This is a genomic window from Leisingera sp. (assembly GCF_982940295.1).
The window spans coordinates 84,182-106,673 of record NZ_CEYXRG010000014.1; the positions used below are offsets into that span (position 1 = coordinate 84,182).

Genomic DNA, 22,492 nt, shown 5'->3' on the forward strand with positions numbered 1-22,492 from the left:
CGCGCACCGCCGCATATGTTGTTGAAGCGCAAAGACCGGGCGCATTGCTGCACGCAAGATGCAGGAAAAGGAGGATGCCACATGCGCCGCCCCGATTTCGACGATCCTGACCTGCCGCTCTCCGAGCTGTTCCACCACTGGCCCGCCTGCGCGGGTGAGTTCATGAACCGCCAGATGCTCTGTCCCGGCTGCCCGATCGCACCGTTCCACACGCTGATTGATGCCTGTGAGGAATACGGACTGGAGGAAAAGGCGTTCCGGGAGAGCTTAAGAGATTTGGCGATGGCCTGACCCGCCTTAACCGTGCCTCTCTCAAAAGGGATTCAGGGCTTCCGGCCAGCGCCTTGGATGTTCGGTGATGATCAAGAGCACATCGGCACCATTCAGCGCTGACCGCGCGTCCCGGATCATGCGCAGGTTCAGGCTGTCTGCCTCCGCCGCGGTCACGCTCCGTCCGGGATCGTAGTAGACGGTCACCAGAAGCGTGCGGCCCAATTTGGTGACGGACATGTCCCGCAAAGTCCCGCCGTCTTAAGCAATAGCGTCACGCAAAGCCCGCCGTGCGCTGGCGAGATGCCCGGGGCTGGCACTTACGCCGGCAAGCTCTTTCAGCCCGCCGCGGAATTCCCGAACATAGGATCCGATGGCCAGCAGGCACAGCAGAAGGACGATGGCGGAATCGCCTACAGGTGCAACCGGTGCCAGCGGGCCATCCTGGAACAAATAAATAGCCCCCAGGCCCACGCCAGCCGCGGCCGTGATCAGCCCGTCGAACAGTGCCGCCTTCGCTTCCAGCCGCAGGATTGCGCTGGTCTTGCCCGTGCGGCGCCAGGTGAAGTGATGAAACGCCCACAGAATTGTGCAAGTCAGCCCGATCACCGCGAAGTAGATGATCATCGGTGCGAAATTCAGCGGCTCGGGCACGAGACCGTTGAGATAATTGTAGATGCTCTTGAGAGCATTGGTGATGGCAAACAGCACCAGCCCAAGAAGCGACAGCGACCGGAAGGTGGAAAAGATCGCCTCGTCCGCAGCGTATCCGAACGGCCGCGTCTTGTCGGGGCCTGCATCGACCCGCAGGCTGATGCGCCGCCCAAGCAGCGCCGAGCCGAACCCGATCAGGGAGAACAAGCCGTCCATCATGATAGCGTTGGAGTTCGACAGAACGCCGGCGGCCAGGCCCGCCGCTGCCATGAAAAGGTTGCCCCACATGGCCACTGCAAGCGACCGGCTTTCCAGGAGTTTCTTGCTGCCGGGTTCGGGAGATGACATGCCGCGCAATCCTGATCTGACAAAATCAGACCCACAGATAGTCTTGCGTCAGGGCAACGCCAACTCCCGCGCAGCGCAAAGTCTCGTCTAACGGCGGTGTGCTACCCCTGAGCCCCGCTCAGGACCACCAGCCGGTGCGGGGCCGTCACCACGATGTGCTTGCGGGTGGATTTCACCACGCCGTCCTTCTCCCAGGCCGACAACAGCCGGCTGACGGTATGCAGCGTGGTGCCGGTCATCTCGGAGATGTTGCGGCGGGTCACCGGGAAGGCGATCTCGATCCCCTCCTCCACTTTGCGGCCCGACTGGGTCACCATCCGCAGAAGCGCCGCCGCCACCCGCTGCTCAACGGCTTGCGTCGCCAGCTCGGTGATCCGGGTCTGCATCTCGCCCAGCCGCTGGCCCAGGGTGTTGTAGCTCTCGGTGGCAAAGCCCTGGTAGTTGGCGGTGAAATCCCCCCACAGACGCACCGGCCAGGACAGCGCCAGCGATTCCGAGGCGGCGATGGCGGTGGCCGGATAGGTGTCGCGGTTCAGCGCCGGAGCAATCCCGAACAGCTGGCCTGGCGAGATATGCAGCGCGATGATCTGCTCGCCGCCCTCGGTGGTCTTCACCACCCGGATGTAGCCGTCCAGCAGCAGGTGGAACCGCTCGGCGTCATGGCCTTCGTGAAAGATTTCCGCGCCCTCGTCATACCGCTTGGGCAGCGCCTGATCGAGGATTTCGCGGATCTGGCTGCGCTCCAGGAGGCTGAAGGGCGGCAGCCCGGTCAGGAGGCTTTCGTCGAGCTTGGACAAGAATGCACCGCAAGTTTGCTGAAGGACAAAGAGGTCACCCCGCCGTTATCGCATAGTGGCGGCAGAGGAAACAACCGTGCGGCAAAAACGGGAACCCGGATCCGGGGGAGCCTCCCTCCTCCCTGCCCGCCGGTGCTGATCCACGGGGTTCGGCGAAAGATTGCGTCCCTTGCGCCGGACCGGCGGGCGGCACCTGACCAGTGCCGCCCGCCTGACTTTGACCGGATGCAAGGAGGCCGTGATGGCTGCGCGAACTGAATACACCGGACCTGTTTTGTTTTCATTCGGCTTCAGGCCGTTCTTTCTGGGCGCCTGCCTGTTTGCCCTGCTGGCAATCCCTGCCTGGTTGCTGATCTGGCGCGGCGATCTGGAGTATTCAGGTCCGTTCCTGCCCACCGACTGGCATATTCACGAGATGATCTTCGGCTATGGCGCGGCGGTTGTAGCGGGCTTCCTGTTCACTGCGGTACCGAATTGGACCGGGCGGATGCCTGCCCGCGGCTGGCCGCTGGCGCTGCTGTCGGGATTGTGGCTGTCAGGACGGCTGGCGGCGGCAGGCTGGCTGGGCCTGCCCGCACTTGGGGTCATGGCGGTGGATTGCGCCTTTCAGGCCGCCGTTATTGCCATGATCGCGCGGGAGATCATCGCCGGTGAAAACTGGCGCAACCTCAAAGTCCTGGTGCCGGTCACGCTGCTGGGCATTGCCAACGCCTGCTATCACATCGAGGCGATGACCCAAGGCACGGCGGATGTCTCGCGCCGTCTGGGGATAGCGGTGCTGATCTTCCTGATCATGCTGATCGGCGGGCGGATCATCCCCAGCTTCACCCGCAACTGGCTGGCCAAACAGGGGGCTGAGAAAATGCCGGTGCCGTTCGGGAAATTCGACGCGGTGGCGCTGGTGTTTGGCGCCGCGGCGCTGCTGGCTTGGACCGCAGCGCCCTGGGCCCCTGCCAGCGGCGCGCTGCTGCTGGCAGCCGGCCTGCTGCATGCGGTGCGGCTGGCGCGCTGGCGCGGCCTTGCAACCCTGCCGGAGCCGCTGCTGCTGATGCTGCACCTGGCCTATGCGCTGGTGCCCGCGGGGCTGATCGCAGCGGGCGGCGTGCCGTTTGGCCTGCTGGACCCGGCGGCCGCCGCACACATTTTGGGCATCGGTGCCATTGGCGGCATGACGCTGGCGGTAATGATGCGCGCCACCATGGGCCACAGCGGCCGTCCGCTGGTTGCAGGCCCGGTCCTGACCGCCGCCTTCCTGCTGCTGCTGGGTGCTGCTGCCCTGCGCCTTGCCGGCGCTGCAGAGCTCGCTGCAGGCTGGGACGGGATCGCCGCCTCTGCGGTGCTCTGGACCGCAGGATTTGCGCTGATGCTCTTGAAAACCGGGCCCTGGCTGGTCACCCGCCGCATTGGACCGAAAAAAAGTCTCAGGAAGACCGCAGGCCGGACCGGAGGGAACCTCCCCTGACGCAACGAAACCTGCATAGGTCATGTATTATTAACGGCCTTCTCAGAGGCTGCCATTCCGGGTAGGTAGAATGGGATTGAAAGAGGAGGTCCTGAATGCAGTGGAAAGCTGCTGCCGCCGCTGCGGTGCCGCTGCTGTTTTGGGCCGTCCAGAGCCTGGCGCAACCCGCCGGGCTCGATGCATTCCGGCGTCCGGATACCGTGCCGTTTCCGGAGAACGCGCCTTATGACCGCGGGATCGCCACCCTCGGCAAGATGCTGTTCTTCGACCCGCGCCTGTCCGGCGCACAGAACACCAGCTGCTCCAGCTGCCACAACCCCTCTTTCGGCTGGGAATCCCCTGTTCCCAAGGCGATTGGCGCCTCCGACAATCCCGTGCACCGCCATGCGCCCACGATCCTGAATGCCGCGTGGATCACACCGCTGTTCTGGGACGGGCGCGCGGCCAGCCTGGAGGAACAGGCTGTCGGACCGATCACCGCCCCGGATGAAATGAACGCGAATTTCGAGGATATTATTGCCCGTCTGACGGCGGTGACCGAATACAAGACCGGGTTCGAGCGGCTGTTTCCCGGCCGGGGTATCCGCAAGGAAACCATCCTCACCGCCTTGGCCACCTATCAGCGCACTATCGTCAGCGGTGTTGCCGGATTTGATCGCTGGGTCAGCGGCGATGCCGCCGCGGTACCGGAGGCCGCCAAGCGCGGCTTTGCGCTGTTCGCAGGCCGCGCGAATTGCGTGTCCTGCCATTCCGGCTGGATGTTCACCGACAACAAGATGCATGATATCGGACTGCTCAACTCGGACCTGGGCAGCGGCAGTGCGTCAGAGTTAGACCCCGACAAGCACTTTCGCTTCAAAACCCCGGGGCTGCGGAACATCGTCCTTCGCGCGCCCTATATGCATGACGGGTCACTGCCCTCGCTGCCTGCGGTCATCCGCCATTATGCCGATGGCGGCGCGGCCGGCACCACGCGGCAGACCGGCATCGAAGGCTTTGCCGCCAACGAGGGCGACATTGCCGACCTCATCGCCTTTCTTGAGACATTGACGGACAATGAAACCAATGTGCCAACCCCGATCCTGCCGGCCAATTGATGCGCGCGGCTGAAGGCATTCGTTCATGATCATCAAAAGATCCATTGTCCTGCCGGTTCTCGTCATCACGGTGGCCGCGTTGTTCGCGGTGCTGCTGGTCGGCGGCATGGCGGTCTATGCCTCAGGCCGCAAGGACGCCGTGATGGAGGCCTCGCTGGAAGTCACCCGCCGCACCAGCAGCGTGAGCACCGGGATCACGGCCGCCCAAACTTATGCGCAGGACGTTCTGGCGATGACCCGGCTGATCCCGCAGGAGGAGGTGGCGGGCAATTTTCAACAGCATCTTCAAGAGATCAACGGCGACCTTGGCGCCTTGCTGCAACTGCCCTTGCCCGCGCCGCTCAGGGCCGAGGCCGAAGCGCTGAACCAAGCGCTGGCCGAATGGTGCCTGATGGCAGTTGTTCTTCTCAGCATCAAACCAGCCCAGGATATCCCGACCCTCAGCGCGCTGATGATGAGCAGCGAGGCCGTCACCCGGCAGGCTGCAATGGTCACAAACCTTGCCGCAGCACATGCGGAGCTGACCGTCGCCGCGGCCAACCAGGCGCTCTCCCGGATCTTTGCGCTTGGGCTCATAGGAACCGCGCTGATCATGGCCGCGGCGCTGATCTTTTCGATGCGCAAGGCGCATGCCATTTCAGCAGCGATCCAATCCGCTGCCGCCAAGCTGCAGCGGCTGGCCAGCGGTGAAAAATCCGGTCTGCCGAAAGCCGGTGACGAGATTGGCGCCGTTTTTGCCGCGCTCGACACACTGGACACGAGCCTGCAGGAGAAAAAGCGGATTGCCGAGCATCTGCAGCAGGAAAAGGCCCGCGCGGAAGCCGCTACTGAGACCAAGTCCCGTTTCCTGGCAACTATGAGCCACGAAATCCGGACACCGATCAACGGCGTGCTGGGGATGGCGGAAGTGCTGAACGAGACCCACCTCACCCCCGAGCAGAAATCCTGCACCGGCACCATCCTGGCCTCCTCCGAAGCGCTGCTGCGCATCGTCAATGACATTTTGGACTTTTCCAAGCTGGAGGCTGGCAAGGCGCAGATGCTGCAGCAGCCGTTCAACCTGCGCGACGTGATTTATGATGTGGCCACGCTGATGTCGCCCAGCGCCACCGCCAAGGGAGTGGAGATCTGCATCGACATACCCGAGCACACGCCCGCCCTATTCACTGGCGACAGCGGCCGGGTGCGGCAGATCCTGATGAATCTGGTGGGCAACGCCGTCAAATTCACCCTGAAAGGCCATATCAGCATCACCCTGAATCACGACCTCAGTCACGCCATTCCGTTGTGCATCGACGTCCGCGACACGGGCGTCGGCATTCCCGAGGACAGCATCGGCCAGATCTTCCACGCCTTTGAACAGGTGGAAAGCACCACCGCACGGCGGTTTGAGGGCACCGGCCTAGGCTTGGCGATCTCATCCCGTCTGGCCCAGGCCATGGGCGGGCGCATCGACGTGGTCTCTGAGGCCGGTAAAGGTTCCTGCTTTACGGTCTGTCTGAGCCTGCCGGTTGCTGCCCCGGCCCCGGCGCCGGCCAGGCCGCTGGCCGGCAAGCGGGTGGCGGTGGTTGCCGATCTGGCGTTTTCCCGCGATGTGCGGCTCCGGCAGCTGGCGTATTGGGGCGCGGACACCATGGTCCCGGCCGGCCCGGCGGAGTTGCTGGAGCAGGTGGAAGCGCTGGCCGCCCGCCAGCAGCAGCCGGATCTGGTACTGGTGGAGAACAGCGTGCCGCTGGAGCAAGCCAGAAACTTGTGCCAGCGGCTTCACAGCTTGCCCGGCTGCCGGGAGCTGCCGGTGGTCTTCTGCGTGGGCAGCCGGCTTATCTCAGGCTACCAGGCGCTCAAGCAGTGCAAGACCTTGCACGTGCTGATGAAACCTGCCCGGAACCGCGTTCTGCTGCAGACCCTGCAAAGGGCGTTGCAGACCGAAGCGGCGCCCGCTGTACCGGAGGTGCGGTCTGAAACTGGCGGGACGGCCGCCGGGCTCAGCAGCCTGCGGCTGCTGGTGGCGGAAGACAACCGCACCAATCAGCTGGTATTGAAAAAGATGCTTGGCCCGTCCGGCATACAGATGACAATTTGCAGCAATGGCCAGGAAGCTGTCGAGACTTTTGCCGCGCGGCCTTTCGATCTGGTGCTGATGGATATGTCGATGCCGGTGATGGACGGGCTTGAGGCGACCCGCCGGCTGCGGGCGTGGGAACGGGATAACGGCCGCGCGCCCTGCCCTATTCTGGCACTTACCGCCAATGTCCTAAGCACTGATGAGGCCGCGTGCCGTGCGGCTGGCATGGTTGGGTTCCTGTCCAAACCCGTCCGAAAGGCGCAACTGCTGGATGAGATTGCCAAGTGGACCGGAACCAGTGAGGCCGGCAGCGCCGCGCCGCAGGCCAGGCAGGCTTGAAGAAAGCGCGCTGAACCGGCAGACGCCCCCGATCTCCGCTGCCCTCCGCAAATTTCACGAAAAGCACACGGTTTGACACGAATTCGTGAAGCACTACCTGAGAACTGCAGCCCGGGTTCAGCTGCATCTGCGGGGGATTTCGGCATTCGGCGGCAAGGGGCGCACAGGCGTTTTCAGGCCGCACGATGGCATTTCCGGTGACAGTGTTTTTTTACGAGTGATTGGGGGATCACATGTCCAGTTTACAGATTGGGGCCGCTCGGCCCTCCGATGGCACGTCCGCAAATCCAGACCATCCTGACTGGGGTGCAACCGGCACCGAACTGCTAAGGCTGGCCGCCAGCGCGCTGGGGCCGAATGGCGAGATGGCCGGCGCCGGCCGGCCGAATGCACGCGAGATTTCCAACATTCTGTCGGCACAGGGCGGCGAGACGGCCAATGCCGCCGGAGCATCAGATTTTCTGTGGATCTGGGGCCAGTTCCTGGACCACGACCTTTCTTTGACCGGAAACGAAAGCGGCATTCACGCGCACATAGAAGTTCCGGCGGGCGATCCTTTTTTCGACCCGTCCGGCACCGGGGAAGCGATCATTCCATTCACCCGGGTGGAACAGCACGACGGCGAATTCGTCAATGAAATCACCGCGTGTATCGACGCTTCGATGATCTATGGCTCGACCGAAGACATGGTCGCGGCCATGCGCGGTGACGGCGGCAAGCTGAAGATGACCGCAAATGACCATCTGCACCTGGAAGGCGACGGGTTCCTGACCGGCGACGTCCGCGCTGCAGAGAATGTTGCCTTGACCTCGATGCACACGCTGTTCACGCGCGAGCACAACCGCCTGGTGGAGGAGCTGGCGGAAAGGGACCCGTCGCTGACGGGTGAGCAGCTGTTTGAGGCTGCCCGCGCCCGGGTCGAAGCGCTGGTGCAAGCCATCACCTACAAGGAATTTCTGCCTGTCTTGCTGGGCGAAGATGCCTTTGGCGCTTATCAGGGCTATGACCCCAGTGTGAACCCGGGGATTGCAGTCGAGTTTTCGGGCGCAGTCTACCGGCTGGGCCATACCCTGCTGTCGGCCAACCTGCAGCGGGTCACTGAAACCGGAACTCAACTGGACCCGCTGGCCTTGCGCGACGCATTCTTCCAGCCTGATCTGGTCAGCCAATCGGGCATGATCGGGGATGTCCTGCGCGGCGCCGCTACCCAAACCTCCGAGGCCATAGACACCAAAGTGGTTGAAGACGTGCGCTCTTTCCTGTTCGGGCCGCCTGGTGCAGGCGGGCTGGATCTGGCCGCGATGAACATCCAGCGCGGCCGCGACCTGGGAGTGGCCGGCTACAATGATCTGCGCGAGGCCCTGGGCCTTTCCCGCGCTGAAAGCTTCTCCGACATTACCTCCGACCCGGCGCTGGCCGCCAAGCTGAAAGACGCCTATGGCGACACGGATCTGGTGGACGCTTGGATCGGCGGACTTGCCGAAGACGCTTTCGGCAAGGGGCTGCTGGGCGAAACCTTTACGGTTGTCATGGTTGATCAATTCACCCGCTTGCGCGACGGCGACCCGTTCTGGAGCGAGGGCCGCGCAGGCATCCCGGCAGAGGAGCTGACGGCGCTTTGGGACACCACGCTGTCAGACGTCATCCTGCGCAACACAGATGTTCAGAACCTGCAAAAGGACGCCTTTGCCGCGATGGACAGGATTGCAGGCACTGCCAGCGATGACATTCTGAGCGGCGGGTCCGGGCAGGATTTCATCTTTGGCCGTAAAGGGGCGGATGTCCTGTCAGGCAAATCCGGTGACGACGACCTGCAAGGAGGCGGCGGCAGAGACAGCCTGAGCGGCAACAGGGGAAGCGATTGCCTTGACGGGGGCGGCGGCGCCGACACACTGAAAGGCGGCAGTGCGAGCGATTTCCTGTCCGGTGGCAGCCATAACGATCGTCTCAAAGGCGGTTCCGGCCGCGACACCCTGGAAGGCGGCACGGGAAACGATACTTTGGCTGGCGGCAAAGGGGATGACGTCCTGACTGGCGGTGCAGGCGCGGATTGCTTTGTCTTCAACACCCGGAAAACAGGTGCGGATACAATTTCGGACTTCGAACTTGGCGTAGACAGGACCAAAGTCGTTGGCCCGCACACGTGGACCGCGCAGGCGATGGACACAGCTGACGGGCTGAATTTTGCATTCGGCGACGGCTGCTCCGTTACCTTTGAAGGCATCACCTTGCGCGACTGGCTGGAGGCCGGGGCAAGCCTTTTCTAGGCCCAACGGCCGGCGGCAGTATGCAAAATGCATGTGCCGCGGAAATTGCAGGAGCCGATCGGAAACTTCAGGCAAGCCATGACTGGGCGATGTCGTAAGTCCTCGATCCGCTGACGCAATCGAAGGACAGGCCGGCCGGCGCACGCGCCTAACATTCCCGATCATCCCGCCGTTAGGAGGCAGTTCCTGGACGGACGGCAACCGGCATCGGGGAGGACGCGCCGCCATGAAAGACAAGACAACCACCACCGAACAGGCAATGGCGCTGATCCGCGACGGGGATGTCGTGACCACCACCGGCTTTGTGCAAAGCTGCATCCCGGAAATGCTGCATGCCGCTCTGGAAAAGCGGTTCGTGGAACAGGGGTCCCCCCGCGACCTGACCCTGATCATGTGTGCGGGCGCCGGCGACAGCAAGGGTCTGGGAACCGGGCGGCTGCACCACGACGGGCTGTTGCGGCGGGTAATTGCCGGCAACTTCGGCCGGATGCCCAAGGTGGCCCAGGCGGCGCAGGAGAATAAAATCTGCGGCTACAACCTGCCTCAGGGAGTGATCTCGCAGCTCTACCGCGCCTGCGCGGCAGGCCAGCCGGGACTGTTTTCCAAGGTCGGCCTGCACACCTACGTCGACCCGCGCCACGGCGGCGGCAAGGTCAACAAGGTGACAGAGGAGGACATCGTCAAACACGTCGAGGTCGATGGCGAGGACTGGCTGTTCTACAAGGCCACCAAAATCGACGTCGCCTTCATCCGCGGCACCAGCGCCGACCGCTCCGGCAACATCAGCATGGAACGCGAGGCGCTGACGCTGGACTGCCTGGCCCAGGCGATGGCGGCCCATAACAACGGCGGGATAGTCATCGCGCAGGTGGAGCGCATCGTCGAGGATGGCTCGATCAAGCCCAAGGACGTAAAAATTCCGGGCCTTTTGGTGGACTGCGTCTGCGTCGCAGATGACCCGGAAATGCACCGGATGAACTATGGCGTGCAGCACAATCCGGCATTGTCAGGCGAAATCCGCGTGCCCGTCGAAGGCATCCCGAAAATGCCGCTGGACCAGCGCAAGATCATCGCCCGCCGCGCCGCCTTTGAGCTGCCGCCCAACGGTGCCGTGAATCTCGGTGTCGGCGCGCCCGATGGTGTGGCGGCGGTGGCCAACGAGGAGAAAGCCACCCAGTATATCACCCTCACCACCGAGGCCGGCGCGGTGGGCGGCGTGCTGGCGGGCGGCTCCAGCTTCGGCTCCTCGGCCAATGCCGATGCGGTGATCGACCAGAACCAGATGTTCGATTTCTACGACGGCGGCGGCCTCGACCTTACCTGCCTCGGTATGGCTGAATGCGACGCTGAAGGCAGCGTCAACGCTTCCCGTTTCGGCGGCCGCCTGAATGGCTGCGGGGGCTTCATCAATATCTCCCAGAACTCCCGCGCCGTGGTCTTTGCCGGCACCTTCACCGCAGGCGGCTTGAAAGTTGCGGTCGAGGACGGCGAGCTGCGCATCGTTCAGGAGGGCCGCAACAAGAAATTCGTCCGCCTGATCGAGCAGATCACCTTCTCCGGCCCGTACGCTTCTCAGCGCTCGCAGCCGGTGCTTTATGTGACCGAACGCTGCGTGCTGCAACTGACACCCAAGGGGCTGGAGCTGATCGAGATCGCCCCCGGTATCGACCTGCAGCGCGACATCCTCGACCAGATGGAGTTTAGGCCCATCATCGAAAACGTCGCCCAGATGGACGCGCGCATTTTCCGGGATGAGCCGATGGGGCTGCTGGATGACCTGCTCAACCTCAACCTCTCCGAGCGGGTCACCTATGACGCCGCGCGCCACACAATGTTCCTGAACCTCGAAGGATGGAGCGTGAAGAAGAAGCGCGACATCGAGGACCTGGACCGCGTTCTGCAGGAGGCCTTCGCCAAGAGCGGCCGCGATGTGAAGATGGTGATGAACCAGAACGGCTTCCGCATCGCCGAAGACCTGCAGGACGACTACGCTGTCTCGGTCGGCCAGACGCTGGAGGCGCACTCAGCCTCGATCGCCCATTACACCACCAGCGCCTTCATGCGCCTCAAGATGCAAGGCGAGCTCGCCAGCCGTGGCGTGCAGCCGCATATCTTCGAAAGCGGCGAGGAAGCGCACCAGGCGATCTGGGGTTCCTGAGACGGTTTCACTTGCGGCCAGCCCTCCCTGGGCTGGCCGCCGTTTTTTGCGTGCTGCGAACGGTTTGAACAGCCGCAGCAAGGCCTTTGGATCCACCCGGGAACGGCTCGCGGGCGTGTGGCGGGAATAGGTCAACTATTTAAATTCATTACTCTTTTCCTTTCGCATCCCTCCAGCCGGGCAGGCACTCCGCCACCTGCTCGCAGATTTTTTCGGGGGTATGGAGAAGGAACTGCATTTTTTTTTCAAAAACCCTCTTGCACCCCCCCGCAACAAACTTTAGACAGCGCCTCACCGATGGGGTGTAGCCAAGTGGTAAGGCAGCGGTTTTTGGTACCGTGTACCGTAGGTTCGAATCCTACCACCCCAGCCATCGGCCTCTCAGAAAAATTCTTTTCAGGTACCAACCTCTAAAGAGATCAGAGGCGGCTTCCCTCGAAGTGTTTTTCTTCGGATCATGCTGATCTGGCTTCAACTCCGCATTGTGCAGAGTTCCACCTGTTTCCGCCCTCCTCGCTGAAGCTGCACTGAATGAGGCCAGCCTGGCACGGAAGGAATCCTGGTGGAGAAGGCAAGTGGTGCGCGATGACCCAAGTCCGTAAGGCGTCCGTTGCGATTGCATTCGTCACTGCCGGTACGCTTCCGATCTGGCGAAGAGGGCTTGCCGCCCCGCAAACCGCCAAGAAGCCATCTGTCAGAAAGCGTTTACACGCATTCCGTGCGTACCCGCAGTTGCATCCTGCCAGCGCGAACAGCAGTGCGGGACGGCGCCTGAGCGGTTCGGGCCGCTGCGCAGCAGGCCGGTTGCAAGTTAACGCAAGGTAAACTATGCTAGGTTGAGCGCACTCAAATTCCGGGTGCAGGCAGAGGCATCAAGCCGAATTTTCCGCCTTTTACAATCTTTAATTGCAAAACAGTTTCGAGCAATGCAATATGATGGTGATTTAATCCAGTATGTAGCAACCGTATAGTGGGGTTGGCGGATGACTGTCTTTCTCAAGATTTGCCGGTTTGGCGCTTTTGGCGTTTTTGACACAGATGGAACCAGCGTACAGCTTGGGGCCAAGCACCAGGCTCTGATGTCGTTGCTGTCCACCGCCGACGGAGGGATCCGGACGCGGGCGTTTCTGGAAAAGACACTTTGGTGCCTGGCGCAGCCCGAGCAGGCCAAGGCCAGCCTGCGCACGGCGCTGTCGACGCTGCGGCGGCACTTGGGACCGGAAGCAGCCAAGCTGCTGTTTGCCAACCGCGAACGGGTCATCCTGGACCTGTCCCGGGTGGAGCTGGACAGCTGCAATGGCAATGCAGAATTCATGGAGGGCTTTGAGCTTCCTCATGAATCCGTCTTTAAGGCCTGGCTGACGGAAGCCCGGGCGGAGTTTGCCCGCAGTTCGGCGCAGCCGTCGTCTCATTCAGGAGCAACTCCGGGGCGCGTAATCCTGGACAGGCTGCTGCCGTCGATTGCAGTGCTGCCCTTTGCCCACCGGTCGCCAGGCGAGGCGGACGCACCGCTTGGGTCATTGATGTCCGAAGAGCTGTCGCGGCACCTGTCCCGCAGCTGGGCGTTTTCGGTGACCTCCTATCTGGCCTCGCGCCAGTTCGACCCGGAAACGGTGCGGCCTGCTGAAGTTTCTTCCGTTGCGGGGGTCGATTTCCTGGTGTCGGGGACGGTCACTAGCGAAGGCAACCGGTTCCGCGCCGAAATAGACCTGCATGATGCGGTCCGCGAAAAGGTGATCTGGTCGCGCAGCTTCGAAGGCAGCAAGAACAGCCTGACGGAGGGGCGCAGCTCTATGCTGCGCAACGCCACACTTCAGATCGGCCAAAGCGCCGCGGGCGAGGCGGTTCGGCTGGCCGGGTTCAAACCGCTGAAGGCGCTGGAAAGCCATGTTCTGCTGATGGCCGCAATTTCCCTGATGCAGGAAATGGATGTGAAAAAGTTCCAGCGGGCGCATGAAATCCTGTCCCACCTGCTGGAGCGGGAGCCAAAACATGCGCTGCCGCTGACCTGGATGGGGTTCTGGCATGTGATGCGGGTTGAAAAGGGGCTGTCGCCGAACCGCGAAGAGGACAGCCGCCTCGCCAGCAGGATGGCGGAAGCGGCAATCGAAGGGGCTCCGGGATTTTCGCTTGCCCACACCCTGAAGGGGCTCATCTCCAGCCACCTGACCTTCCGCTTCGATCTGGCGCAGGACGCCTATGACCTGGCGCTGCGCGACAATCCGAACGAAGCCCTGGCGCTGCTGCTGAAAGGGGCAACGCTGGCCTATCAGGATATGCCGGACGAAGCGGTTGAGATGACCGACGCGGCCCGGAGGCTGACACCTCTGGGTCCGCAGCGCTACTACTTCGACGCGATTTCGGCGCTGGCGCATCTTTCGGCCCGCAACTATGGCCGCGCGATAGAGCTGGCCGACCGCTCGTTGGCGGCCAAGGGCGCGTTCCCGGTACCGCTGCGTTCCAAGGCAATTGCGCTGCAAATGTCTGGCCGGGACGACGAGGCGCGGACCACGGTGCATAAACTGCTTGAGGCGGCGCCGAAATTCTGTCTGTCGCAATTCCAGCGGGATAACCCGGCCGCAATGAGCCCGGCCGGGCCGGAGTGGGCCTCAGCCTTGCGGCAAGCCGGTGTGCCGGACTGATACTGGCCCAGCGGTCCATGCGGGCAATGTCCGCCACCGGGTGACGCTTAGTAATACACATTTGAATAGCATCTTTTACCGATAAGCCGGACCGCACGTGTTAGCATCGCCGGTAACTGCCCGCTGACGGCGGCAGCTATGACCTGCAGCGGGCAGCATAGGGAGTGCGTGTGAGCGAAAACCTGGAATTTGAACGCAGTTTCTCTGACTTCGGACCTGCTGTGCAGCCTGAGGAGCGAACGCAGGACATCCTGGATGTTGTCGAAGATTTTATGCACCGCTGGGGCTACTCGGTGCGTAATCTGATCGGGGCCGAGATAACGGTCGAACATCTTGGCAGCAGTCCAGAAGGTGTTCCGGATCTGATTTTCCGCATGGCAGCGCTGGACTATTTCGAGATCGTCATCCGCGGCCGCAACGGTTCGGTCAGCTATGGCGGATGGTTAACCGGAACATTGCCGGTCTCGGTTTCCGGCGAACACGTCAATGGCCGCCCGGTTCTGCTCACTAGCCGCCGCGAGGGCGGCAAGATCCGCCATGCGTTCGACCCAGTGGCCGGTTACCGTCCTGTGGGCGAAACCATGAACCTGCCTTTGCACGCCGTATGGCGGCTCTCGGACGCTAACTAGCCTCAGAGCCACAAGAAACCAGCGGCACTCCGATTGCGGAACCGATGAGCTGGCTGCCGGCCGATAAAATGCGACCGATTTTCTCCGTGCCGCTCATGCTTTCTTTAGAGTCTTGCTGCCCTGCTAACGGAAAGAAGCAGGCAGCCGCGTCGCGGCATCCCTGCATCGTTAAGTGCCTGGCCCAACCATCACGGCAGTGGGGGCGTGCCCCCCCTTGGCTGGACCGGGCGCAGATGAAAACAGGCGGCTGGCTAGGGTGAGACGATGACGAATACAAATGATGTGCCGGCGCGGCGGCGCTTCCGGCTGTTTTCCAGCATAGGCGCCAAGGTCACGCTTATTCTGATGGCAATGGGCGCCGCCTCCGCCGTTGGCGGTGTTCTGGTCACTCTGGTGTTTACACAGACCGGCCGCCAGATGGAGGTTCTGACCCAGGAGAAGGTCCCGCAGCTGGAACTCAGCAGCCGGCTGGTCAATGCCGCAGGCAGTACCAAGAACTCGATGATCGGCGTCTTACAGGCCGGATCGGTTGAGGAGCTGGCCGAGGCCGAGGAAAGGGCCGCTGCCGCCGTCGCAAAACTTGATGGCACCGTTGCCGGGCTGCCCGCTGCGGAGCAGGCCCTATTCGCACCGGAGGCGTCTGCCGCCGCCGGAATGCTCAGGAACCTGATCGCTGCGCGCCAGGGGGCCTTTCGCAATCAGGCCTGGATCGACACACAGACGGCCAGCCTGCAAACCCTTAGCCAGACAGTGCAGGACAAGCTTGTCGCGGTGGCCGCAGAGGCCCGCGACAGCCTGATGGACGGCGGCGAAGAAACTATCATCCAGGTCGATGAGGTCCTGAACAACCTGGTGGAGAAGCAATTCGGCGGCCTGCAGACGCTGCTGGAAGCAAGGGCTGACATCAGCGTTCTCTCAGGCGCGGCGCTGGCGTTGGGCCACGTGCGCGATGTGCCAACAAAACGGGCGCTCAAGAAGATGGCGAAGGACGCTTTGAAACGTCTGGAGCCGGTGCTGGGCAGTTTGGAAGAGCTTGGCCTGGAAGCTTCTCGCGTGAAAAAGGTCCGTGAGGCCGTTGAGCTGTTCAGCTATACGCTGACGGCCAGCCGCAAGGAGCTGAAGGACAGCCGTAAAGACGTGCTGGCCGCCCGCAATGCCAGCGTGCGCCCGCTGACCGAGGCGATGGAGCGGATGGTGTTCACCCTGTCGGTTGCGGCGACCCAGGCCAGCGCCGACAACCGCACTGCGATCCAAGGTCTGCTGGACAACCAGGTCGGCGTGCTGCAGCAATTGCTGGAAATCAACGGCTGGATCAGTGCTTTTCAGGTGGCAGCGCTGGACATGGCCGCTGCGCATGACATTGCCGCGGCCCAAGATGCCGCCGGGCCGCTGCAGGAGGCCGCCCGGATGCTGGCGGGCTATAGCGGTTTCAACGGTGGCGTATTCGAACAGGAATTGAAGGGGATGGTAGCGCTGGCGGATCCCTCGCAGGGCCTGCCAGTTTTCAAGGTTGCAGCTTTGGAGGCCGCGGCCGAAGCCGCGGCAGCGTCCCGGGCCACGGTGGAGGCGGTGCTGGAGTTTTCCCACAAGGCGACCAGCCTGGGAGCCGAAAGCCAGCAGCAGATTGCCTCTATCGCAGATGGGCTTGCCGCCGATGTGACTGCAGCGCAGCGGCAGCTTCAGATCCTGGCGGCAGTCGCGGCGGCAGTGTTTCTGGGTTCGCTGGTGCTGACCCGGTTCCTCATCCTGCGGCCGCTGGCAGACATCAGCGGCACAACTGAGCGTTTGGCGGCAGGCAACCTGCGCCCGGTGACCGGCTACGAGCGTTCAAGCGACGAAATCTTCCGCATCGCCACGGCACTCTCCGTCTTCCGCGACGGGCTGGTGGAAAAGGCAGAAGTGGAGCAGGCAGCCGAGGCCGAGCGCAGTGCGCGCCTGGCTGAGCAGACTGCCGCGGTGGCGGCCATCGGCAACGGGCTGGAACGCCTGTCCCAGGGCGATCTGACCTATCGCATCCAGGGTGAGATAGGCGAAGGCTACGCCAAGCTGCGCGATGATTTCAATGCAGCGCTGGAGAAACTGGAGGCCTCCGTGCGCAGCCTCAGCACCAGTGGCCAGTCGATCGCAGGCGGCAGCACTGAAATCTCCTCAGCGTCTCACGACCTGTCCGAGCGCTCAGAGCACACCGCGCAGACCCTGGCCGGAACCGCGGCTGCGGTGAACCAGCTGTCCGTCTCCATTGCCGGCACCGCCCAGGCTTCGGGTGACGCGTCGGCTTCGGTCGAGGCCGCGCGGCAGAACGCCAGCGATAGCATCGAGGTGGTGAAACGGACCTATGGCGCGATGGAGGCGATCAAGGACAGTTCCGAGAAGATTTCCCGGATCATTGGCATGATCGAGGCCATTGCCCAGCAGACCAACCTGCTGGCGCTGAATGCCGGTGTTGAGGCAGCCCGTGCAGGCACTGTTGGCAAGGGTTTTGCCGTCGTCGCCTCGGAAGTGCGGACCCTGGCGCACCGGTCCAAGGAGGCCGCGACAGAAATCGCTGCATTGGTGGATGAGGCTGGCCGGAACGTCGAGCTCGGTGCAGATCTGGTTGAGCAGACCCGAACGGCGATCGGCGAAATCTCTGCCTCTGTCGCCAGCGCAGCCGACCTGATGAAGTCCATCTCGCAGGCGTCTGCGGAGCAATCCGGAAGTCTTCAGGAGATCAATACGGCGATGGCCAACCTGGACGACGCGACCACCCGCAACGCGGCTTTGTTCGAGGAGGTCACCTCCTCCAGCCTGGGCCTGTCCAGGGAAGCTCAGGCCATGGCAGGCGCCATCGGCGCCTTCCGCACCCAAGCTGCAGACACTGGACAAAGCAGCAGCCCGGAACCAGAGGAGACCTGGCGGATGCGAGCCTGAGGCGCTTCCGCACACCTGCTGTAGTTTGGCCGGGCTGCGTTTGCCCGGATCAACCGGACAGCGGCTTGGGCGCACCTTCCCCGTTCTGCGGATGCAATTGGTGCACCCGCCTAAGCAGGCAGGGAGGACAAAGGCGGCGCTGGAAGAGCCCTGCCCTACCCCTCAGGCACAAAGCGGTAGCCGCTGCCGGAACGTTCGGCACGCCCGATGCCACCGCCCGGCAAGTGATAGCCAATCAGCCGCATCTGTTCCGCGGCCAGCTGATCCATCAGGCGCAGGCGCGTCGCAGCCGCTGTTTGCGGATCCTGGTCGGAGCCGACCGGCCAGGAGGGTTCGGCAAAGCTCACATGGTGATTGCCAACAGCATCGCCCAGGATCAGGACGCTTTCACTGCCGCTGCGGACTTCAAAGGCCATATGCCCCGGCGTGTGGCCCGGTGTGGCCCGGGCGGCAACACCGGGGAGGATTTCCGCACCATCGGCGAACAGCTGCACCCTGTCCTCCAGCACTTCCATCCTGCGGCGGGCCCCAGCGGCCATGGCAGCGCGGCTGCTGCCGATGCTGGCGGCCGTCTCCGGATCGTACCAGTAATCCCACTCGCCCTGCCCCATCAAGAAGGCAGCTTCGGGAAACAGTAGCTCATCGAAATCGTCGAGCACCCCCCAGAGGTGATCCGGATGGCAATGGGTAAAGACCACATGGGTTACCTCCTCCGGGCCAACCCCAATGGCTTCAAGCGCCTCAGGCAGCCTCCCCGCGCTGTCCTGGAACGCGGGCCCGGAGCCCGCGTCGAACAGCACCACCCGGCCTTCGTCCCTGAGCAGGGTTACGTTGACCTCCGGCGTCAGCGGCCCGTCCCCGATCCCGTACTGGTCTAGCAGCGGCTGCAGCGCCTCCGGGTCCAGCCCGCCAAAGATAAACTCCGGCGGCAGGGTCAGGTGGCCGTCCGACAGCGTTTCGAGCCGCATAGTACCCAGTTCGATCCGGGATAGGGCCCATCGAGGTGCTGCCGCCGCAGCCAGCCCCGCCGCAGCCGCCAGGCCGAAATTCCGTCTGCTCAAGGTCATGACCTCTCCTCCCGTGTCACTCAGCCTGCATCAAATGCAAATATTCCATTTGGTGAATTATAAGGCATGGCAGCCGAGAGGGAAACGCCTGCTTTGCCGCAGGCCGGCCAGCGGTGGCATCACCTGAGCCCTAAAGCGGAGCAATGGCGGCGCAGGGCAGCGCTAAACCGCTGGGCGGCAGCGCTAAGCTGGTGTTCACGGCGGGTGCACAGGCCCACGGGCCCCAACGTGCTGTCCGTGTTCAGCGGCAGTGCGGTCATGGTGCCGCCTTCCAGATCCGGCCGCACCACACCATGGCTGATGATCCAGACCGCCTGATGCGCCAGCACGAAGCGCCGCCCGAAGGAGGCGGACACCGTTTCGACCGGGAACCGCGGCAGCGCCAGCCCCTGCTCCAGGAACATCCGCTCGACAAAGGGGCGGATGATCGAGCCTTCCGACGGCATCAGCACCGGAAAGCCCTCGAATACGCCCGGCGGCAAGTGGGAAACGCCGGCCAGCGGGTGGTCTTTCGCGACCACCGCTGTGACGCGCTCGCGATACAGCGGGTCGAATTCCACTCCGGCCATGGTTTCGGGCGCGGGCAACCGGCCGACCACTACATCCAGACTGCCGCGGCGCAGCTGATCGATCAGATACTGATTGCCGCCGGACATCACCGTAAATCGCCCCGGAGCACTGCCTGCGCGCAGCTGCGCCAGCGTGTCCGGCACCAGATCCGCGGCCACGGTCGGCAGCGCCCCGATGGCGACCTGCGGCCCCTCCGCCTCCCCCAGCCCCTGCAACAGCGCCACCCCGTCACGCGCCAGCGCCAGGCTGCGCCCCGCGTGATCCCGGAACAGCTCTCCATAGCTGCTGAGCCGGATGCCGCGGCCATGTTTTTCCACCAGCGGCTTGCCGCAAACCGCTTCCAGCTCGCGCAGCGCCCGGGTGACCGCAGGCTGGGTCATGCCGAGCGCCTCAGCCGCCTGGGTGACGCTCATCTTGCGGGCGACTTCGACGAAGACTTCAAGGTGGCGCAACTTTAAAGAGGACGAGAGACGCATATCAATACAGTTATCATTTCATGCCTGACTGGGGATTATACAGATCACTTGCGGTATGCGATACTCCCCGGCAAAGGGAGGCTGCAATGACGCAACACCGTTACGACCGCGGCATGCAAATACGGCGCAAGGTGCTGGGCGATGCCCATGTGGACCGCGCCGAGTCCGCCAAGACCGCGCTCGACCAGCCGTTTCAGAAACTGATTACTGAGGGCGCTTGGGGCACGGTCTGGGCCTCGGACCGGATCTCCTTGCGGGAACGGTCGATGCTGACACTCGCGCTGCTGGCGGCGACCGGCAACTTTGCCGAGATCCCGATGCACATTCGCGCCACCGCCCGCACCGGCGCCAGCCAGCAAGACGTGATGGAAGCGTTCCAGCATGTCGCCATCTATGCCGGCGTGCCACGCGCCAATCAGGCGCTGAAACTGGCCAAAGAGACCTATGCCGAAATGGCAGCCGAAGGAGGGGAGCCCGCATGAGCACGCCGCCGAAACCTGGGGAGTTCTATCAGCGCGACCGGCGCTGGCACCCGCCTGCCCTGTCGCAGGACTACAAGACTTCGGTCACCCGCTCGCCGCAGTTTCCGCTGATCAGCCTGGAAAACACCGCCAGCGAAATCAGCGGCCCGGCATTCGGGCACAACGACATCAATGCCGCCGACAACGACCTGCTGAGCAACTTCGCCCAGCCCGGCGAAAGCCCGGTTGGCGAACGCATCATCGTGCATGGCCGGGTTCTGGATGAAAACGCGCGTCCGGTGCCGAACACGCTGGTGGAGATCTGGCAGGCCAATGCCTCCGGCCGCTACCGGCACAAGAAGGACACCTACCTCGGCGCGCTGGACCCGAATTTCGGCGGCTGCGGCCGGACCCTGACGGATGAGGACGGCTGCTACCATTTCCGCACCGTCAAACCCGGCGCCTACCCATGGCGCAACTGGGTCAACGACTGGCGGCCCGCGCATATCCATGTCTCGGTCTTCGGCAGCGGCTTTGCCCAGCGGCTGATCACCCAGCTCTACTTCGAGGGCGACCCGCTGATTGCCCGCTGCCCGATCGTGAACACCATCCCGGACCCGGAGGCGGTAGAAATGCTGGTGGCCCGGCTCGATATGAACGCCACCATCCCGCTCGACACCATCGCCTATCGCTTTGACATCGTGTTGCGCGGGCGGCGGTCCACCCTGTTTGAAAACCGGCTGGAGGGGAACTGATGCGGCAGAAGCTGGACTACCTGAAGGAAACCCCCTCGCAAACCGCCGGGCCGTATGTCCATATCGGCCTCGCCCCCGGTGCGGCAGGGTTCGAAATCTACGATCAGGAGCTTGGCTGGGACATCGCCGGCCCCAATGCCAAGGGCGAGCGCATCCGGGTCGAGGGCGTCGTCATCGACGGCACCAGCTCGCCGGTCAAGGACGTGCTGCTGGAGGCCTGGCAGGCCAATGCAGACGGCCTCTATGCCCACCCGGAGCATTCAGGCGGGGTGGAGGAGGGTTTTCGCGGCTGGGGCCGGGTGATCACCGACTTTGAGACCGGCGAATGGGGCTTTGACACCGTGAAACCCGGGCCGGTCATGGGCCGTAGCGGGCAGATGATGGCACCGCATATCAGCCTGTGGATCGTCGCCCGCGGCATCAACGTGGGGCTGAACACGCGGATCTACTTCGAGGACGAAGGTGAGGCCAACGCTGCCGACCCGGTGCTGAATGTGATAGAGTGGGAGCGCCGCCGCGCCACCCTGATCGCCAAGCGTGAGCTGCGCGGCGGCACGCCTGTCTACCGTTTCGACATCCGCCTGCAGGGCGAAAACGAGACCGTGTTTTTCGATATCTGAAGGGGAATTCCATGAGCAAACCCTGCATCATCTGCGTCGCCATCACCGGCTCGGTGCCGACCAAGGAAAACAACCCGGCGGTGCCGGTCGCCATCGAAGAACAGATCGAAAGCACGCATGAGGCGTTTGAGGCCGGTGCCTCGATTGCCCATTGCCACGTGCGCAACGACGACCAGACGCCGACCTCGGACCCGGAGAAATTCGCGCGTCTGATGGAGGGACTGCAGAAACACTGCCCCGGCATGATCATCCAGCTGTCGACCGGCGGCCGCTCCGGTGCGGGCCGCGAGCGCGGCGGAATGCTGCCCCTGCGCCCCGACATGGCATCACTGTCGGTCGGCTCCAACAACTTCCCCACAAGGGTCTATGAGAATTCCCCCGATCTGGTGGACTGGCTGGCCTCGGAGATGCGCGCTCACGAGGTGAAACCGGAGATCGAGGCCTTCGATCTGTCGCATATCCACCAGGCGGTGAAGATGAACCGCGAGGGACGCATTCCCGGCACGCTTTACGTGCAGTTCGTGATGGGGGTGAAGAACGCGATGCCGGTCGATAAGGACGTGTTCGATTACTACGTCAAAACCATGCAGCGGCTGGCGCCGGCGGCCCAGTGGTGCGGCGCCGGCGTCGGGCCGGGGCAAATCCTGGTCAACGAATGGTCCATCGCCGCGGGCGGCCATACCCGCACCGGGCTGGAGGATAACATGCGGCTGGACCGGGACACCCTGGCGCCCTCCAACGCTGCGCTGGTGAAACGCGCAGCAGAGCTTTGTGAAAAATACGAGCGCCCCGTCGCCACCTGGCAGCAGGCCCGCGAGATCCTGGAGCTGCGACCTGCCTGAGAGCGCCCGCTTCGGGCCGTAAGGCCCGAAGCCATGCCCAAGGCCGCCAGGCGGCCCACCAGG

At 63.4% G+C, this 22,492-nt stretch carries 18 protein-coding genes and 1 tRNA gene; 14 read left to right on the forward strand and 5 right to left on the reverse strand.

Annotated features, from left to right (window positions below; translation table 11 throughout):
* Positions 1 to 81 precede the first annotated feature (81 nt).
* The gene (locus AC4HIX_RS13830; RefSeq protein ID WP_490399369.1) at positions 82 to 291 is read left to right on the forward strand and encodes a hypothetical protein; all 210 of its coding nucleotides are present in this window, start codon (positions 82 to 84) and stop codon (positions 289 to 291) included.
* A gap of 21 nt (positions 292 to 312) precedes the next feature.
* Here the strand turns inward: AC4HIX_RS13830 and AC4HIX_RS13835 are convergent, their stop codons facing one another.
* The 3 genes from AC4HIX_RS13835 to AC4HIX_RS13845 form a co-directional block, all read right to left on the reverse strand.
* A complete protein-coding gene (locus AC4HIX_RS13835; protein ID WP_490399370.1) occupies positions 313 to 510 on the reverse strand; it encodes a Rossmann-fold NAD(P)-binding domain-containing protein in 198 nt (65 codons plus the stop codon).
* 21 nt (positions 511 to 531) lie between these two features.
* Positions 532 to 1,272, reverse strand: coding sequence for a cation efflux transmembrane domain-containing protein (locus AC4HIX_RS13840; RefSeq protein ID WP_490399371.1), 741 nt, complete (start codon positions 1,270 to 1,272; stop codon positions 532 to 534).
* A gap of 101 nt (positions 1,273 to 1,373) precedes the next feature.
* Entirely contained in the window at positions 1,374 to 2,069 is a 696-nt protein-coding gene (locus tag AC4HIX_RS13845) for a Crp/Fnr family transcriptional regulator (RefSeq protein WP_490399372.1), read from the reverse strand.
* A gap of 241 nt (positions 2,070 to 2,310) precedes the next feature.
* On the opposite strand from AC4HIX_RS13845, the gene AC4HIX_RS13850 reads away from it, so the two are divergent.
* The 9 genes from AC4HIX_RS13850 to AC4HIX_RS13890 all read left to right on the forward strand — a co-directional run bounded on the left by AC4HIX_RS13850 (position 2,311) and on the right by AC4HIX_RS13890 (position 17,638).
* Positions 2,311 to 3,531, forward strand: a complete 1,221-nt coding sequence (locus AC4HIX_RS13850) for an NnrS family protein (RefSeq protein WP_490399373.1) — start codon at positions 2,311 to 2,313, stop codon at positions 3,529 to 3,531.
* A 95-nt stretch (positions 3,532 to 3,626) separates the two neighbouring features.
* Entirely contained in the window at positions 3,627 to 4,628 is a 1,002-nt protein-coding gene (locus AC4HIX_RS13855; RefSeq protein ID WP_490399374.1) for a cytochrome-c peroxidase, read from the forward strand.
* Positions 4,629 to 4,653: 25 nt separating this feature from the next.
* Positions 4,654 to 7,032 carry a hybrid sensor histidine kinase/response regulator gene (locus AC4HIX_RS13860; protein ID WP_490399375.1) on the forward strand — a complete coding sequence of 793 codons (2,379 nt, stop codon included), beginning with the start codon at positions 4,654 to 4,656 and terminating at the stop codon, positions 7,030 to 7,032.
* A gap of 233 nt (positions 7,033 to 7,265) precedes the next feature.
* A complete protein-coding gene (locus tag AC4HIX_RS13865) occupies positions 7,266 to 9,299 on the forward strand; it encodes a peroxidase family protein (protein WP_490399376.1) in 2,034 nt (677 codons plus the stop codon).
* 226 nt (positions 9,300 to 9,525) lie between these two features.
* Positions 9,526 to 11,457, forward strand: a complete 1,932-nt coding sequence (locus tag AC4HIX_RS13870) for an acyl CoA:acetate/3-ketoacid CoA transferase (protein ID WP_475047076.1) — start codon at positions 9,526 to 9,528, stop codon at positions 11,455 to 11,457.
* Positions 11,458 to 11,755: 298 nt separating this feature from the next.
* Positions 11,756 to 11,830, forward strand: a tRNA-Gln gene (locus AC4HIX_RS13875).
* Positions 11,831 to 12,440: 610 nt separating this feature from the next.
* The gene (locus tag AC4HIX_RS13880; protein ID WP_475047082.1) at positions 12,441 to 14,099 is read left to right on the forward strand and encodes a transcriptional regulator; all 1,659 of its coding nucleotides are present in this window, start codon (positions 12,441 to 12,443) and stop codon (positions 14,097 to 14,099) included.
* Between the two features lie 170 nt (positions 14,100 to 14,269).
* Positions 14,270 to 14,728: a hypothetical protein gene (locus AC4HIX_RS13885; RefSeq protein ID WP_490399377.1), complete on the forward strand. Its 459-nt coding sequence runs from the start codon at positions 14,270 to 14,272 to the stop codon at positions 14,726 to 14,728.
* Positions 14,729 to 14,992: 264 nt separating this feature from the next.
* Positions 14,993 to 17,638, forward strand: coding sequence for a methyl-accepting chemotaxis protein (locus tag AC4HIX_RS13890; RefSeq protein ID WP_490399378.1), 2,646 nt, complete (start codon positions 14,993 to 14,995; stop codon positions 17,636 to 17,638).
* A gap of 155 nt (positions 17,639 to 17,793) precedes the next feature.
* On the opposite strand, the gene AC4HIX_RS13895 is transcribed toward AC4HIX_RS13890, so the two are convergent.
* Together AC4HIX_RS13895 and pcaQ are read right to left on the reverse strand one after the other, a co-directional pair.
* Positions 17,794 to 18,705 carry an MBL fold metallo-hydrolase gene (locus tag AC4HIX_RS13895; RefSeq protein WP_490399379.1) on the reverse strand — a complete coding sequence of 304 codons (912 nt, stop codon included), beginning with the start codon at positions 18,703 to 18,705 and terminating at the stop codon, positions 17,794 to 17,796.
* Positions 18,706 to 18,824: 119 nt separating this feature from the next.
* Positions 18,825 to 19,751 (reverse strand): pca operon transcription factor PcaQ, encoded by a 927-nt coding sequence (gene pcaQ, locus AC4HIX_RS13900; RefSeq protein WP_490399380.1) that lies wholly within the window; start codon positions 19,749 to 19,751, stop codon positions 18,825 to 18,827.
* Between the two features lie 86 nt (positions 19,752 to 19,837).
* On the opposite strand from pcaQ, the gene pcaC reads away from it, so the two are divergent.
* Genes pcaC through AC4HIX_RS13920 form a run of 4 tightly spaced genes read left to right on the forward strand, consistent with a single transcriptional unit; the run spans position 19,838 to position 22,429 of the window.
* Positions 19,838 to 20,233: a 4-carboxymuconolactone decarboxylase gene (gene pcaC / locus AC4HIX_RS13905; RefSeq protein ID WP_490399381.1), complete on the forward strand. Its 396-nt coding sequence runs from the start codon at positions 19,838 to 19,840 to the stop codon at positions 20,231 to 20,233.
* Positions 20,230 to 20,967 carry a protocatechuate 3,4-dioxygenase subunit beta gene (gene pcaH, locus AC4HIX_RS13910; RefSeq protein WP_490399382.1) on the forward strand — a complete coding sequence of 246 codons (738 nt, stop codon included), beginning with the start codon at positions 20,230 to 20,232 and terminating at the stop codon, positions 20,965 to 20,967. The genes pcaC and pcaH overlap by 4 nt, the downstream gene beginning before the upstream one ends.
* Entirely contained in the window at positions 20,967 to 21,587 is a 621-nt protein-coding gene (gene pcaG, locus AC4HIX_RS13915; protein WP_490399383.1) for a protocatechuate 3,4-dioxygenase subunit alpha, read from the forward strand. Before pcaH ends, pcaG begins: the two co-directional genes overlap by 1 nt.
* A gap of 11 nt (positions 21,588 to 21,598) precedes the next feature.
* On the forward strand, positions 21,599 to 22,429 hold the full coding sequence (locus AC4HIX_RS13920; protein WP_490399384.1) for a 3-oxoadipate:acetyl-CoA acetyltransferase: 831 nt from the start codon (positions 21,599 to 21,601) through the stop codon (positions 22,427 to 22,429).
* Positions 22,430 to 22,492 lie beyond the last annotated feature (63 nt).